The organism is Methylobacterium sp. Leaf469 (assembly GCF_001424745.1).
Classification (GTDB): domain Bacteria; phylum Pseudomonadota; class Alphaproteobacteria; order Rhizobiales; family Beijerinckiaceae; genus Methylobacterium.
Genome location: NZ_LMRE01000012.1, coordinates 358,938 through 372,274, shown reverse-complemented (window position 1 = coordinate 372,274; position 13,337 = coordinate 358,938). Strand labels below are relative to the sequence as shown.

Sequence of the window (13,337 nt, the reverse complement as noted above, 5' to 3'; positions counted from 1 at the left end):
GAGTCTTAAGGAATCGTCCCCGCCCACCGGTCCGTGCGTGTGTCGTCAAGGGAGCGTTGCGGCCATCCATCGAATCTTAGGAGTCGGGGCGGGCGTTTCAGATCTCCACCGGCGCGGTGCTCCCGCCTGTACTCCCGCCGGTGCCGATGCCCTGGGGATCGAAGGCGACGCTCTTCACCACGGCGAAGACCGGGCGGCCCGGCGTGAGCGCGAGGTCGCGCACGGAGGCCCGCGTGAGGCGGGCGGCCAGCGCCACGCCGCCGCACGCGAGGGTGACGCGCACGGCCCCGTCCCCGAGGGGCGCGAGATCCCGCACGGTCCCGGCGAGCACGTTGCGGGCGCTGAGGCCCACGGGGATCTCGATCGCCACCAGCACGTCGCGGGCCGGCACGAGGAGGCGCACCGCCGTGCCGACGGCGCGGTCGAGGCGGGGGACGCTCAAGGTTCCGACGGCACCGGAGAGCCGGGTGAGGCCCGAGGCGGAATCGTGCCCGGCCACCACCATGTCGAGGCGGCTGCCGCCCTGCGCGGCGTGCTCGGGGCCGAGTTCGCCGCTGCGCAGCAGGGTCTCGGCCGGGCCGGCGGCGGCGACGCGCCCGGCCTCCAGCACCACGAGGGTGTCGGCGAGGCGCGCCACCTCCGACACGGCGTGGCTGACATACACGATGGGCAGGCCGGCGGCGTCGCGCAGGCGCTCGATGAGGGGCAGTATCTCGGCCCTGCGGGCCGCGTCGAGGGCGGCGAGCGGCTCGTCCATGAGGAGCAGGCGCGGGCGCGACAGCAGCGCCCGGCCGATGGCGATGCGCTGGCCCTCGCCCCCCGACAGGCCGGCGGGGCGCCGGGCCAGGAGATGGCCGATGCCCAGCAGCCCGACCACGTCGTCGAAGCCGAGGCCGGGGCTCTCCGCGTCGCCGCGGGCGAAGAACCGCCGGCCGTAATCGAGGTTCTGGCGCACGCTGAGATGCGGCAGCAGCCGGGCTTCCTGGAACACCACGCCGATGCGGCGGCGATGGACGGGGAGGGCGATGCCGCCTTGCGTATCGAGGAGGGTCCGCCCGTCGACGACGATGCGGCCCCGGTCGGGCCGCGCGAGGCCCGCGAGGCAATCGATCACCGTGGTCTTGCCCGAGCCCGAGGGCCCGAACAGGGCGGTGAGGCCGGAGGGCGCCGTGAAGGCGACGTCGAGCCGGAAGGCGCCGCGCGCGAGGGCGGCCTCGAACCGGAGGCTCATCCGGCCCCCAGCCGGCGGGCGAGGCGCCGGGCCAGGAGTTCGGAGGCGAGGAGCGCCGCCATGGAGAGGGCCACGGAGACGAGCGTGAGGCGTAAGGCCCCGGCCTCGCCGCCCGGCACCTGGGTCAGGCTGTAGATGGCCGAGGGCAGGGTCTGGGTCTCGCCGGGGATGTTCGACACGAAGGTGATGGTGGCGCCGAACTCGCCCATGGCCTTGGCGAAGGCCAGCACCGCCCCGGCGAGCACGCCCGGGAGCGCGAGCGGCAGGGTCACGGTGCGGAACACCGCCCAGGGCGAGGCCCCCAGGGTCGCCGCCGCCTGCTCGACCCGCCGGTCCACGGCCTCGATGGACAGGCGCATGGCCCGCACCATGAGGGGGAACCCCATCACCGCGCAGGCGAGCGCCGCCCCGGTCCAACGGAACGACAGCACGATGCCGATCTCGGCCAGCGCCGCCCCGAAGGTGCCGCGCCGGCCGAAGGCGAGGAGCAGGAGATAGCCCGTCACCACCGGCGGCAGGATCAGGGGCAGGTGCACGAGCCCGTCGAGGAGACTGCGCCCGGGAAAGCGTTTTCGCGCCAGCAGCCAGGCGACCGCCAGGCCGGGACCGAGGCTCGCCACCGTCGCCACCGCCGCCACCCGCAGGCTGAGGGCGATGGCGGTCCACTCGTCGGGCGTGAGGCCGAGGGCGAGGCCGGGAATGTCCAAGGCGCAGTCCGGGGTAAGGGCGCGGCGGATCGCGGATCGGTCGCCAAGCTACGCGGTTTAACGGGCGCTGCCCACGATGCCACCCATGGGCCCGCGCCGCCGGCGACGGCGCGCGCAACTTCAGGCGTCGGAGCTGGCGAACCCGGGCCAACCCTTCGAAGGCCGCCTCAGGACTGACGCTCGTCCTCGTCGCGCAACGAGGTCTCGGAGCGATGCAGGCGGCTGAGGAGCACGAGCATGGGCCCCGGCACCGGCGCGGTCAGCGCCTCGGCGTCGAGAATCCCCGCGCGTCCGCGGGCGAGGCGCCTGCGGGACTTGGACATTTCCGCCATGACCACCGGCGTTCGCGCACCGGTTCTCTTGATTTTCATACGCACACGGGCACCCGCGATGATCGAAGCGACTCCGGGAAGCGAGGACAAACGCGGAACTTCCGCCCCCGTTCCGTAAGATTTTCGCGACAGTGGCGACGCATCGCCCGGGATGTTAGAGCCCTCGTCCATGCTCGAAGGCCTTCCCCCCCACCGCCCGACCCACGTGCTCCGGCTCCTCACGGACGAGGGGGCGGCCAAGGCGATGACCGACCTGCTGGGCGAGATGTTCGACCCGACGCAGACGGCGGTGGCCGCCTTCGAGGCGGAGGACGGCCGGACCTGGCGCCTGGAGGCGTATTTCGCCGACGCGCCCGACGAGGCGTGGGTCCGCGACCTCATCCGGCCCGTGGTCGGCGACCAGGCCGATGCGGCGACCTTCGAGACCATCGACCAGCAGGACTGGGTCCGTGCCTCCCTCGAGGGGCTCAACCCCGTGCGGGCCGGGCGCTTCCTCGTCCACGGCAGCCACGACCGCGACACCGTGCGGGTCAACGATCTCGCCATCGAGATCGAGGCGGCGCTGGCCTTCGGCACCGGCCACCACGGCACGACGCTGGGCTGCCTGCGGGCGCTGGCCGACGTGCTGAAGCGCGGCCGCCCGGCCCACGTCCTCGATGTCGGCACCGGCACCGGCATCCTGGCCTTCGCGGCGGCCAAAGCCCTGCACACCCCGGTCATCGCCGGCGACCTCGACCCCGAGGCGGTGACGACGGCCATTGGCAACGCCCGTCTCAACGGCCTCGGGCCGACGCTCCGGCTCTACCAGGGCCCGGGCGTGCGCCATGCGCTCGCCCGCCGGCCGCGCCGGTTCGACGTGGTGTTCGCCAACATCCTGGCGCGCCCGCTGAAGGGCCTCGCGCCCTCGCTCACGGCGGTGGTGGCGGATCGCGGCGTGCTCATCCTCTCGGGCCTCATCGAGCGCGATGTGCCGGGCGTGCTCTCGACCTACCGCCACCGCGGTTTTCATCTCGCCCGCCACGGCCTCATCGAGGGCTGGGCCACCCTGGTGCTCAAGCGCGGCGGCGCCGCACCCCGGCCCCTGCGCGGATGGTTGCCGCACTGAACCGCCCGGCGTAACCCTGACCGCATGACGCGCGTCCGCTTCCAGACCTTCGACGATCCGAGTCACCGCGCGGGCGCCGCACGCATCGCGGCCCTGCGAACAATCCTGGCGGCGGAGGGGCTCGACGGGTTCGTGGTGCCCCGTGCCGACGAGCACCAGTCGGAATACGTGCCGCCCGGGGCCGAGCGCCTCGCCTGGCTCACGGGCTTCACCGGCTCGGCGGGCACGGCGGTGATCCTGACGGACACCGCCGCCCTGGTGGTGGACGGGCGCTACACCCTCCAGGCTCCGGCCCAGGTCGACACCGCCGTCATCACCCCGGTCCAACTCGCCGAGACGAATGTCGAGGCGTGGATCGGCGCTCATCTCACGCGCGGCCAGGTGCTGGGCTACGATCCATGGCTGCACACGCCGGACGGCGTCGCCCGCCTGGCGCGGGTCGCCGAAAAGGTCGGGGCGACCCTGCGCGCCGTCGCCGCCAACCCCGTCGATGCCGTATGGGCCGACCGGCCCGGCGCGCCCGCCGGCCCCGTGGTGCCTCATCCCCTCGCGCTCGCCGGCGAGGCGATCCCCCAGAAACTCGTCCGCATCCGCGCGGCCCTCGCCAAGGCCGCGTGCGCCGCCCTGGTAATCTCCGATCCGCACAACCTCGCCTGGGCGTTCAACCTGCGGGGATCGGACGTGGCGCACACGCCCCTGGCGCTCGGCTACGCGATCCTGCCCCTGGAGGGCCGCCCGACCTTGTTCCTCGCTTCGCCCGACATCGCCCCCGCCCTGCGGGCGGCGCTGGCGCCGGTCGCCGACCTCCGGCCCCGCTCGGCGTTCGAGACCGCCCTCGACGGGCTCGCGAAGGACCGGACGATCCGCCTCGACGCCGCCACGGCGGCCATCGCCCTGAAAGTTCGGATCGAGGCTGCCGGCGGCGTGGCCGAGACCGGCCCGGACCCGATCACCGACCTGAAGGCGGTGAAGAACGAAGCCGAGATCGCCGGCACCCGCGCCGCCCATCTTCGCGATGGCGTCGCGGTGGTCCGCTTCCTCGCCTGGCTCGATGGGGCGGAGGACCTGACCGAGATCGCCGCCGTGGAGGCCCTGGAGGATTTTCGCAGCGAGGGCGGCCTGCTGCGGGACGTCTCGTTCCCGACCATCTCGGGCAGCGGCCCCAACGGCGCCATCGTGCATTACCGGGTGAGCCGCGAGACCGACCGAAGGGTCCGGCCCGGCGAACTCTTTCTCATCGATTCCGGCGCGCAATATGCCGACGGCACCACGGACATCACCCGCACGGTGGCCGTCGGCCCGCCCACGGACTTCATGCGCGACCGCTTCACCCGGGTGCTCAAGGGTCACATCGCCATCGCGCGGGCGGTGTTCCCAAAGGGGACCACGGGGGCGCAGATCGACGGCTTCGCCCGTGCCGCCCTGTGGGAGGCCGGCCTCGACTTCGACCACGGCACCGGCCACGGGGTCGGCGCCTTCCTCTCCGTGCACGAGGGCCCGCAGCGCATCGCCAAGACCGGCACCGTGGCGCTGGAGGCCGGCATGATCCTCTCCAACGAGCCGGGCTATTACCGCGCCGGGGCGTACGGCATCCGCCTGGAGAACCTCGTCCTCGTCGAGCCGCGCGCCATCCCCGGGGGCGAGCGCCCGATGCTCGGCTTCGAGACCCTGACCCTGGCGCCGTTCGACCGCCGCCTCGTCGCCGTGGACCTCCTCGGCCCGGCCGAGCGCGCCTGGATCGACGCCTATCACGCCCGGGTCCGCGACGCCCTCGGCCCCCACCTCGACGCCCCGACGCGGGCCTGGCTCGACGCGGCCACCCGCCCCCTCGCCTGACCCCGCGCGGTTGACACCCGCCCGGCCTTCGCCAACACCCCGCACCGCACCGGGTCCCCAAAACCCCGGCGCCCGCGATTGGGATGGACCTTGAGACCGATGACGGTGATGCGCTCCTACCTGGACTTCGAGAAGCCCGTCGCCGAACTCGAGGCGAAGGTCGAGGAACTGAAGGCGGTGGGCGCCCGCGACGGCGCCGTGTCCATCACCGAGGAGGTCGGGCGTCTCGAAGCCAAGGCCGCCTCCGCCCTGTCGGACATCTACGCCTCGCTCACCCCGTGGCAGAAGACCCAGGTGGCCCGCCATCCGCAGCGGCCGCATTTCGTCGATTACTGCGCCGATCTCATCACCGAGTTCACGCCGCTCGCCGGGGACCGTGCCTTCGGCGAGGACGCCGCCATCGTGGCCGGGTTCGGCCGGTTCCGGGGCCGGTCGGTGTGCGTCATCGGCCAGGAGAAGGGCCACTCGACCGAGACGCGCCTGCACCACAATTTCGGAATGGCGAAGCCCGAGGGCTACCGCAAGGCCGTGCGCCTGATGGAGATGGCCGACCGGTTCGGCCTGCCGGTGCTCGCCTTCATCGACACGGCGGGCGCGTTCCCCGGCATCGAGGCGGAGGAGCGCGGCCAGGCCGAAGCCATCGCCCGCTCCACGGAAGCCTGCCTCGGGCTCGGCGTCCCCAACGTCGCCCTCGTCATCGGCGAGGGCGGCTCCGGCGGCGCCATCGCCCTCGCCACCGCCAACCGCGTGCTGATGATGGAGCATGCGATCTACGGCGTGATCTCGCCCGAGGGGGCCGCCTCGATCCTGTGGCGCGACCAGGGCCGGGCGGCGGACGCCGCCACCGCCATGAAGATCACCGCGCAGGACCTGCTGCGGCTCGGCATCATCGACACCATCGTGCCCGAGGCCACGGGCGGCGCCCATCGCGGCCGCGCCGCCGCCACCGCCGCCGCCGGACAGGCGATAGCCAGCGCGCTCACCGAATTCGACGGCCTGTCGCCGGACGAGATCCTCGACCGCCGCTCGGTCAAGTTCCTGGAGATCGGCCGGAAGCTGTAGCCGACCGGGGAACGATACGGGTGCTGGACGTTTTGTCGCAGGTTCGTGGCAGGAACCTTTTAACGTTTATTCGGACGGGCCGTGCGGGAGCGCACATGCGTCGGATGGTGGACGACGCCGCGACCACGATGAAAAGTCGTTCCGCACCAATGGCTTCGCGTACGGTTTGTTGGGCCCCGGAGCGGGGTTCCGCGGGTCCGTCGAACCATGCCCGGGATTCACAGGCTCCCTCGGCCGCCGCTGCCATCGCCTTGCGGTAACAAGAGGGTAAGTTTAACGGAGCTATTGTGTTGGGGAGTGGCGTCCGACGGGAGAATCCCGCGGACGCGTGACTTTTGAGAACGGGGTTCCCCATGGCTGTGCGCCCGTCGGCGTTGCGCCCGTCCGTGATCGCTGCCCTCACCGCGCTCACGATCTCGCTTGGCGCCTGCCAGGACGGTTCGACGGGCGGCGGCGTTCCCCTGCGCGCCCTCGCGCCCGTGCCGCCCAAGACCCTCGCGCTCATGACCCAGAAGGGCATGGCCCAGAACGACCCCATCCTCATCCGCGCCTACAAGAAGGAGGCGGAGATGGAGGTGTGGAAGCGCGGCACCAACGGCCAGTACGCGCTCCTGAAGACGTTCCCGATCTGCCGCTGGTCGGGCCAGCTCGGCCCCAAGACCAAGCAGGGCGACCGCCAGGCGCCGGAGGGCTTCTACACGGTGACGCCGGGGCAGATGAACCCGAACTCGTCGTATTACCTCTCGTTCGACACCGGGTACCCCAACGCCTACGATCGGGCCAACGGCCGCACGGGCAACTATATCATGGTCCACGGCACCTGCTCGTCGGCGGGCTGCTTTGCCATGACCGACGAATCCATGGGCGAGATCTATGCGCTGGCGCGCGATTCCTTCGCCGGGGGCCAGCGGGCGTTTCAGTTCCAGTCCTATCCGTTCCGGATGACGGCGGCGAACGTCGCGAAGTTCCGCAACGACCCCAACGCACCGTTCTGGAAGAACCTCAAGGAGGGCTCCGATTACTTCGAGGCCCTGCGCGAGGAGCCGAAGGTCGGCCTGTGCGGCGCCCGCTACGTGTTCGGCGGCTCGGACGCGGCCGCCGGCTCGTGCACCCCGCGGGTCGACCCGCAGGTCGCCGAGAAGCGCGACCGCGACAACCGCGAGATCGCCGAACTCGTCGCCAAGGGCACGCCCGCCACCCGCGTGGTCTATGAGGACGGCAGCCAGAACCCGGTGTTCCGGCCGCAGCCGCCGGCCAGCACCCTGGCCTTCGCCAACCTGGTGAAGCCCGAGGAGCCGGAGCAGCCCTACGATCCGAAGGACTACGCCCGCCACCACCTCGGCGAAGTCAGCCGGCCCGAGACCATCGCGGGCGCCCGCGAGATCGAGGTCGACGCCAAGGGCCGTCCGGTGATGCTCGCCAGCGCCGAGGCGCCGATTCCCACCAAGGCCGCGGCCGCGCAGGCTGCCGCCAAGGCCGGCAAGACCAAGCCGGGTGTGTCGAGCCCCACCCTGATGGCGAAGGCCGAACCCGCCGCCGAGCCGGCCCCGGCAAAACCCGCCCGCGTGATGGTGGCCGACGCCGACGGCGATCCGGCCGCCTACAAGAAGCTGCTCGGCAACCTGTTCAGCAACGGTCCCGCTCCGGCGACCCCGGCCGCCGACGCGGCGACGATCCCGCCCGCCGTCGCGGCCGATCCGGCGCCGGCCAAGCTCACTCCGAAGGCCCCGGCGAAGGTTGCCCATGCCGGGCAGATCCATGCGGCGGCGAACCCGCCGGCGAAACCTAAGCCCGCCACGATCGTCACCGCCGAGGAGAAGGCGGCGAAGTCGCCCACGAAGACCACCGGCTCCATCACCAGGAACGCCGCCGCGAAGGATTGAGCGGACGCGCTCCGGAAGAGAGACGCTCCCGGATCGATACCGGTGTCATGCCGCTGCACGGCCCCGGGATGACACGGCATCGGTCGGGCCCTGACGGCGCGATGCGGCAGAGGCCGTCGCCTCGTCTCCCCTGGAAGCACGAAATCGGGCCTCGCCAAACACACACATCCTATCCCGAATGAAAAAAGGGCCCCGCGAGGGGCCCTTTCCGATTCGATCGCGCGCGGCGATCGATTACATGCGGCGCATCATCCGGCGGTGCATCATCTTGCGATGCATGTGGCGGCGCTCCATACGGCGCTCCATCCGGTTGCGCATCATGCGGCGTTCCATACGACGCTCCATGCGGGTCATCTGCACGGTGGACACGGTCTCGGGGGCGGTGACGCCCATCGGCGCGCCGGGCGCGGCCGAAGCGGAGGTGGCGAGGCTGGCACCGCCGAGCGAGGCGAGCACGGCGATGGCGAAGGTCAGTTTCCTCACGTGGAACTCCCGTTGTGTTCTTGTCCGAGTGCGGCACCCGGTCTGCACGTCCGGCCCTTGCGGGTGAAGGACACGTGGCGCGCACCGGAGTGAGCGGCGGGCTCCGCGATGCCCGCCGCTGATAACCCACGAGTCAGAGATTCGTTTCCTCGAAAGCCCGCACCCAATCAGCACAAATTCCCGAGCGCACGATATCGTCGAGGGTGAATTCCACCACGGGGATCGGCATCATCCGGCTTTTGATGAGGTGGATCACCGTGCGCAGGCCCGAAGTCTCGCGCAGATCCGTCTGCGACACGTCGCCGTTGATGATCACCTGGCAATCGTCTCCGATGCGGGTGAGGAACATCTTGATCTCAGCCGTGGTGGTGTTCTGCGCCTCGTCGAGGATCACGAGGCAGTTCTTGAAGGTGCGCCCGCGCATCACCTCGAACGGCACCACCTCGATGTCGCCGGTCTTCACCGCGATATCGAAGGCGGCCGCGCCCATGCGTTCCTTCATGGTCTCGGTCAGCGGCGCGACCCAGGGGGCGATCTTCTCCTCCAGGGTTCCGGGGAAGTAGCCCAGGGAGCGGCCCGACGGCACGTTGGGGCGGGTGATGATCACCTTGCCGATCCGGCGCTGGCGGAGCTGGTCCGCCGCCCGGGTGCCGGCGATGAAGGTCTTGCCGGTGCCGGCGGGGCCGAGCACGATCACCTGCTTGTGAAGGGCCAGGGCGTCGAGATACTGGGCTTGGCGGTCGGTCAGGGGCTGGATCGGGCTGAGGTTGCGTTCCTCGTCGAAGCGGGTCCGGTGCAACCGGACGGGGCGATCTTCCACAAGTTCAAGTCGTGTGCGCCGTCTCTTCATCGATCAATACTCCACCTGGACTTGGCCAACCGGACTCAATCTGAACTGCACCTGTTGAACGTGACGCGCCGAACCCTCTTGCCGTAATCCTCGTCCTCTCCCTCGACCGGGCACCAGTGTCCGTCACCAGCCAATCCGGCCGCAAGTGGGCGGTTCCCGGCCGGGCGGCCTTGCCTGTGGATGGCGAAGGCGCCCGGTCTTCGTGTCTCTCGCAAAACTCCCGCTGCACCGGTGCGTCCACGGTTTAGAACCAGCGGCGATCGGGAGTTGTGTGAGGCACGCTTCGTCCGCCCATCGATCGTTGCATGCACCATGCCGCACCGGAAGCGACGGCGGCATGACGGTCGAATATTCTCGACCATTGATGTAGAAAGTCCGCATGATTTTGGACTTGGGCGCGCGGAGAGAAGTTTTCTCGCGGGCTGGCGAATCTCGTCCCCGCCTCACCCACGACCTCATCCTGAGGTGCCGGAGCGAAGCGGAGGCCTCGAAGGAGGGCTCCAGGACCCAGTGTGCTCTTTGGAGCCCTCCTTCGAGGCCGCTGACGCAGCACCTCAGGATGAGGTCGTGGATGGGAAAGCGGGCCTTCCAGCCACAAGCCCGCTCACGCCGCTTGAATAAAGCTGTCCAGCACCATCTTCTGCCCGGCCTTGTCGAAATCGACGGTGAGCTTGTTCCCGTCGACCGCGGCGACGTCGCCGGGGCCGAACTTGGTGTGGAACACCCGCATGCCCACGGAGAAGGCCGAGGGGGCGCCGGTGGATTTCGCGATGAGTTCGCCCTCGATCTGGCGTGGGCCGGACCCGCGGTTGGCCGGATTGCGCGCGGGCGTGCTTCCGAAATTGCCGGTGTTGGCGGTCGCGGCCTGCGCCCGCTGCCAGCCGGGGGTGCCGTAGGACGAGCCGAACGGCGTCGGGTTGCGGTCGAAGCGCGAGGCGCCGGCAGAGAAATGCGCGGGGGCGTCGATGACGTCGACGCTGCCGGGCGGCAATTCGTCGATGAACCGGCTCGGCACCGTGGAGGACCACAGGCCGTGGATGCGCCGATTGACGGCGAAGGACAGCTTGGCGCGCTTGCGGGCCCGGGTCAGGCCCACATGGGCCAGCCGACGCTCCTCCTCCAATCCGGCCCGGCCGCTCTCGTCCAGCGCCCGCTGGTTCGGGAACAGGCCGTCCTCCCAGCCGGGGAGGAACACCGTGTCGAACTCGAGGCCCTTGGCGGCGTGGAGCGTCATGAGGGACACCCGGTCGGCGCCCTCCTGCTCGCTCGCCTCCATCACCAGGGAGACGTGTTCGAGGAAGGCGGCCATGTCGGGAAATTCCTCCATGGAGCGCACGAACTCCTTGAGGTTCTCCAGACGCCCGGCCGCGTCGGCGGATTTGTCCTTCTGCCACATCTCGGTGTAGCCGGATTCCTCCAGGATGGTCTGGGCCACCTCCGAATGCGGCTTGGTGCCGACCATCCGGGCCCATCGCGAAAAACTCTCGACGAGGGCGCGCACCCCGGAGCGGGCGCGCGGCTTCAGCTCGTCGGTCTCCGTGAGGAGCCGCGCAGCCTGCAGCAGGGGCACGACCTGGGACCGCGAATACCCGTGCAGGATCTGCAGGGTCGCGTCGCCCAAGCCCCGCTTCGGGGTGTTGAAGATCCGCTCGAAGGCGAGGTCGTCGGACGGATTCTGGGTCACGCGGAGATACGCGAGCGCATCGCGGATCTCGGCGCGCTCGTAGAAGCGCGGGCCGCCGACGACCCGGTAGGGGAGCCCCAACTGGACGAAGCGGTCCTCGATCTCGCGCATCTGCGCCGAGATCCGCACCAGCACGGCGATCTCGGAGAGGGGGTGCTGCTTGGCCTGGAGCGATTCGATGGCCTCGGAGAGCTGGCGGGCCTCCTCTTCCGAATCCCAGGCGCCCGCCACCGTCACCTTCTCGCCCGGCACGTCCTCCGTGCGCAGGGTCTTGCCGAGGCGCCCCTCGTTCTTGGCGATGAGCCCGGACGCGGCGGCGAGGATGTGGCCGGTGGAGCGGTAGTTGCGCTCCAGGCGTACCACGGTGGCACCCGGAAAGTCGTGCTCGAACCGCAGGATGTTGTCGACCTCGGCGCCGCGCCAGCCGTAGATCGACTGGTCGTCGTCGCCGACGCACGCGACGTTGCGGTGGCCCTGCGCCAGCAGGCGCAGCCACAGGTACTGGGCGACGTTGGTGTCCTGGTACTCGTCCACCAGTATGTAGCGGAAGCGTTGCTGGTAGTTCTCCAGCACGTCCGGGTTCTCGCGCCACAGCTTGAGGCAGAGCAGCAGGAGGTCGCCGAAATCGGCGGCGTTGAGGGTCAGCAGGCGGGCCTGGTAGGCGGTGTAGAGCGCGCCGCCCTTGCCGAAGGCGAACGCGCCCGCCTCGCCCGGCGGCACCTGCTCGGGCAGGAGGCCGCGGTTCTTCCAGCCGTCGATGGCCGAGGCGAGGGCGCGGGCGGGCCAGCGCTTCTCGTCGATGTTCTGGTCGACGATCACCTGTTTCATCAGCCGCAGCTGGTCGTCCATGCCCAGGATCGTGAAGTCCGAGCGCAGGCCGACGAGTTCGGCGTGGCGTCGTAAAATCTTGGTGCCGATGGAGTGGAAGGTGCCGAGCCACGGCATGCCCTCGCCCGCCGGGCCGATGAGCGCGCCGATGCGGTGCTTCATCTCCCGCGCCGCCTTGTTGGTGAAGGTCACCGACAGGATGTCGAAGGGGCGCGCCTTGGCCGTCGCGATGAGGTGGGCGATGCGGGTGGTGAGCACCCGGGTCTTGCCCGTGCCGGCGCCGGCGAGCACGAGGACGGGGCCGTCCGTCGCCTCGACGGCGCGGCGCTGCTCGTCGTTCAGGCCCTCCAGGTAGGGCGAGCCCTGCGGCCTGAGGGAGGCCATGGCGCGGGCGGCGATGGAGGTGGGCGCGTCGGAAGCGGGCACCGGCCGCGAGGCCCCCGCCGTGTCGGGGTGTTGATTCATGCCGCATCCCTGGACCAAAACGCGAACGGCGTCGAGGGCGGGCGGCAAAGCGCCCGTGGGGGAACCCGGCTTTCGCCCCGCGCGTCGTCTCGGCAGAACCCCATCGCCCCACAGGGAGGCTTCGCCATGACCGCGTCACCCCGAATCACGACCACCCGCACCCTGGCGGCCCTCGCCCTCCTGGCGGCGGGCGCCGGACCGGCCCTGGCCCAATCCTCGGGCAATCCCAACACCCTCAACAACATGAACGAGCGGCTCTCGACCCAGAGCCAGATCCGCGGGATCCAGAACCAGCAGCAATTCGACAACAGCCAGAACCGGATGCAGATTCAGCGCAACGAGCTGTTCCGCCCGGAGCCGAGCGCGGGACCGGCCATCATCGCGCCCCGGCGGTAGGAGCGGGGGGGGGGCGGGCGCCTCGCTTCCGGGCGCGCTTCGCCCTACATCGCTCCCCCATGACCGATTTCACCCTCGACCCGCGTCTCGCCGCCGACACGGTCCATGCCGGCGACCTCGCCCTGTGCCGCGTGCTGCTGATGGACGATGCCCGTTTCCCGTGGCTGATCCTCGTGCCGCGCCGCCCCGACGCAAGCGAGATCACCGATCTCGGCGTGGACGACGCGCACGCCCTCATGGACGAGATGCGTCTGGCGACGGGCGTGATGCTGGCGCTCGCCAAGCCCGACAAGGTCAACGTCGCCGCACTCGGCAACGTCGTGCCCCAGCTCCACGTCCACGTCATCGGGCGCTTCCTGTCCGACCCGGCCTGGCCGCGCCCGGTCTGGGGGGTGGGCGAGGCCCGGCCCTATCCGCACCATGCCCGCGCCCAGATGATCGAGCGCATCGGCGCCCTGTTCGCGGCGGCCTGAGG

At 70.7% G+C, this 13,337-nt stretch carries 12 protein-coding genes; 6 read left to right on the top strand and 6 right to left on the bottom strand.

Annotated elements, in window-relative coordinates:
- Nucleotides 1–97: 97 nt before the first annotated feature.
- From modC to ASG60_RS09525, 3 genes are all read right to left on the bottom strand, one after another.
- Complete coding sequence (gene modC, locus ASG60_RS09535; protein WP_056385198.1) at nt 98–1,231, bottom strand: molybdenum ABC transporter ATP-binding protein; 1,134 nt, start codon at nt 1,229–1,231, stop codon at nt 98–100.
- Complete coding sequence (gene modB / locus ASG60_RS09530; protein WP_244473745.1) at nt 1,228–1,938, bottom strand: molybdate ABC transporter permease subunit; 711 nt, start codon at nt 1,936–1,938, stop codon at nt 1,228–1,230. The genes modC and modB overlap by 4 nt, the downstream gene beginning before the upstream one ends.
- A 167-nt stretch (nt 1,939–2,105) precedes the next feature.
- Nucleotides 2,106–2,270, bottom strand: coding sequence for a hypothetical protein (locus tag ASG60_RS09525; protein ID WP_244476621.1), 165 nt, complete (start codon nt 2,268–2,270; stop codon nt 2,106–2,108).
- A 169-nt stretch (nt 2,271–2,439) separates the two neighbouring features.
- Here ASG60_RS09525 and ASG60_RS09520 point away from each other — a divergent pair, with 169 nt between their 5' ends.
- The 4 genes from ASG60_RS09520 (at nt 2,440) to ASG60_RS09505 (ending at nt 8,156) form a co-directional block, all read left to right on the top strand.
- Nucleotides 2,440–3,375 (top strand): 50S ribosomal protein L11 methyltransferase, encoded by a 936-nt coding sequence (locus ASG60_RS09520; protein WP_056304538.1) that lies wholly within the window; start codon nt 2,440–2,442, stop codon nt 3,373–3,375.
- 24 nt (nt 3,376–3,399) lie between these two features.
- Nucleotides 3,400–5,211, top strand: a complete 1,812-nt coding sequence (locus ASG60_RS09515) for an aminopeptidase P family protein (protein WP_056385196.1) — start codon at nt 3,400–3,402, stop codon at nt 5,209–5,211.
- A gap of 108 nt (nt 5,212–5,319) precedes the next feature.
- A complete protein-coding gene (locus ASG60_RS09510; protein WP_200947663.1) occupies nt 5,320–6,273 on the top strand; it encodes an acetyl-CoA carboxylase carboxyltransferase subunit alpha in 954 nt (317 codons plus the stop codon).
- Between the two features lie 353 nt (nt 6,274–6,626).
- Complete coding sequence (locus ASG60_RS09505) at nt 6,627–8,156, top strand: murein L,D-transpeptidase family protein (RefSeq protein WP_056385192.1); 1,530 nt, start codon at nt 6,627–6,629, stop codon at nt 8,154–8,156.
- A gap of 234 nt (nt 8,157–8,390) precedes the next feature.
- Here ASG60_RS09505 and ASG60_RS09500 read toward each other — a convergent pair whose 3' ends face one another.
- From ASG60_RS09500 to ASG60_RS09490, 3 genes are all read right to left on the bottom strand, one after another.
- Entirely contained in the window at nt 8,391–8,639 is a 249-nt protein-coding gene (locus tag ASG60_RS09500) for a hypothetical protein (RefSeq protein WP_056170416.1), read from the bottom strand.
- Nucleotides 8,640–8,772: 133 nt separating this feature from the next.
- Nucleotides 8,773–9,489, bottom strand: a complete 717-nt coding sequence (locus ASG60_RS09495; RefSeq protein ID WP_056170413.1) for a PhoH family protein — start codon at nt 9,487–9,489, stop codon at nt 8,773–8,775.
- Between the two features lie 604 nt (nt 9,490–10,093).
- Nucleotides 10,094–12,466: a UvrD-helicase domain-containing protein gene (locus ASG60_RS09490; protein ID WP_056385190.1), complete on the bottom strand. Its 2,373-nt coding sequence runs from the start codon at nt 12,464–12,466 to the stop codon at nt 10,094–10,096.
- 126 nt (nt 12,467–12,592) lie between these two features.
- On the opposite strand from ASG60_RS09490, the gene ASG60_RS09485 reads away from it, so the two are divergent.
- Both ASG60_RS09485 and ASG60_RS09480 read left to right on the top strand, forming a co-directional pair.
- On the top strand, nt 12,593–12,862 hold the full coding sequence (locus tag ASG60_RS09485) for a hypothetical protein (RefSeq protein WP_056170408.1): 270 nt from the start codon (nt 12,593–12,595) through the stop codon (nt 12,860–12,862).
- A 59-nt stretch (nt 12,863–12,921) separates the two neighbouring features.
- Entirely contained in the window at nt 12,922–13,335 is a 414-nt protein-coding gene (locus ASG60_RS09480) for an HIT domain-containing protein (RefSeq protein ID WP_056385188.1), read from the top strand.
- Nucleotides 13,336–13,337 lie beyond the last annotated feature (2 nt).

Excerpts from the sequence above, each read along its gene's own strand:
- ASG60_RS09520 (WP_056304538.1), top strand. The coding sequence starts at position 2,440 with ATGCTCGAAGGCCTTCCCCCCCACCGCCCGACCCACGTGCTCCGGCTC.
- ASG60_RS09495 (WP_056170413.1), bottom strand. The coding sequence starts at position 9,489 with ATGAAGAGACGGCGCACACGACTTGAACTTGTGGAAGATCGCCCCGTC.
- ASG60_RS09480 (WP_056385188.1), top strand. The coding sequence starts at position 12,922 with ATGACCGATTTCACCCTCGACCCGCGTCTCGCCGCCGACACGGTCCAT.
- ASG60_RS09505 (WP_056385192.1), top strand. The coding sequence starts at position 6,627 with ATGGCTGTGCGCCCGTCGGCGTTGCGCCCGTCCGTGATCGCTGCCCTC.
- ASG60_RS09490 (WP_056385190.1), bottom strand. The coding sequence starts at position 12,466 with ATGAATCAACACCCCGACACGGCGGGGGCCTCGCGGCCGGTGCCCGCT.
- ASG60_RS09485 (WP_056170408.1), top strand. The coding sequence starts at position 12,593 with ATGACCGCGTCACCCCGAATCACGACCACCCGCACCCTGGCGGCCCTC.
- ASG60_RS09525 (WP_244476621.1), bottom strand. The coding sequence starts at position 2,270 with ATGGCGGAAATGTCCAAGTCCCGCAGGCGCCTCGCCCGCGGACGCGCG.
- ASG60_RS09510 (WP_200947663.1), top strand. The coding sequence starts at position 5,320 with ATGCGCTCCTACCTGGACTTCGAGAAGCCCGTCGCCGAACTCGAGGCG.
- modC (WP_056385198.1), bottom strand. The coding sequence starts at position 1,231 with ATGAGCCTCCGGTTCGAGGCCGCCCTCGCGCGCGGCGCCTTCCGGCTC.
- ASG60_RS09515 (WP_056385196.1), top strand. The coding sequence starts at position 3,400 with ATGACGCGCGTCCGCTTCCAGACCTTCGACGATCCGAGTCACCGCGCG.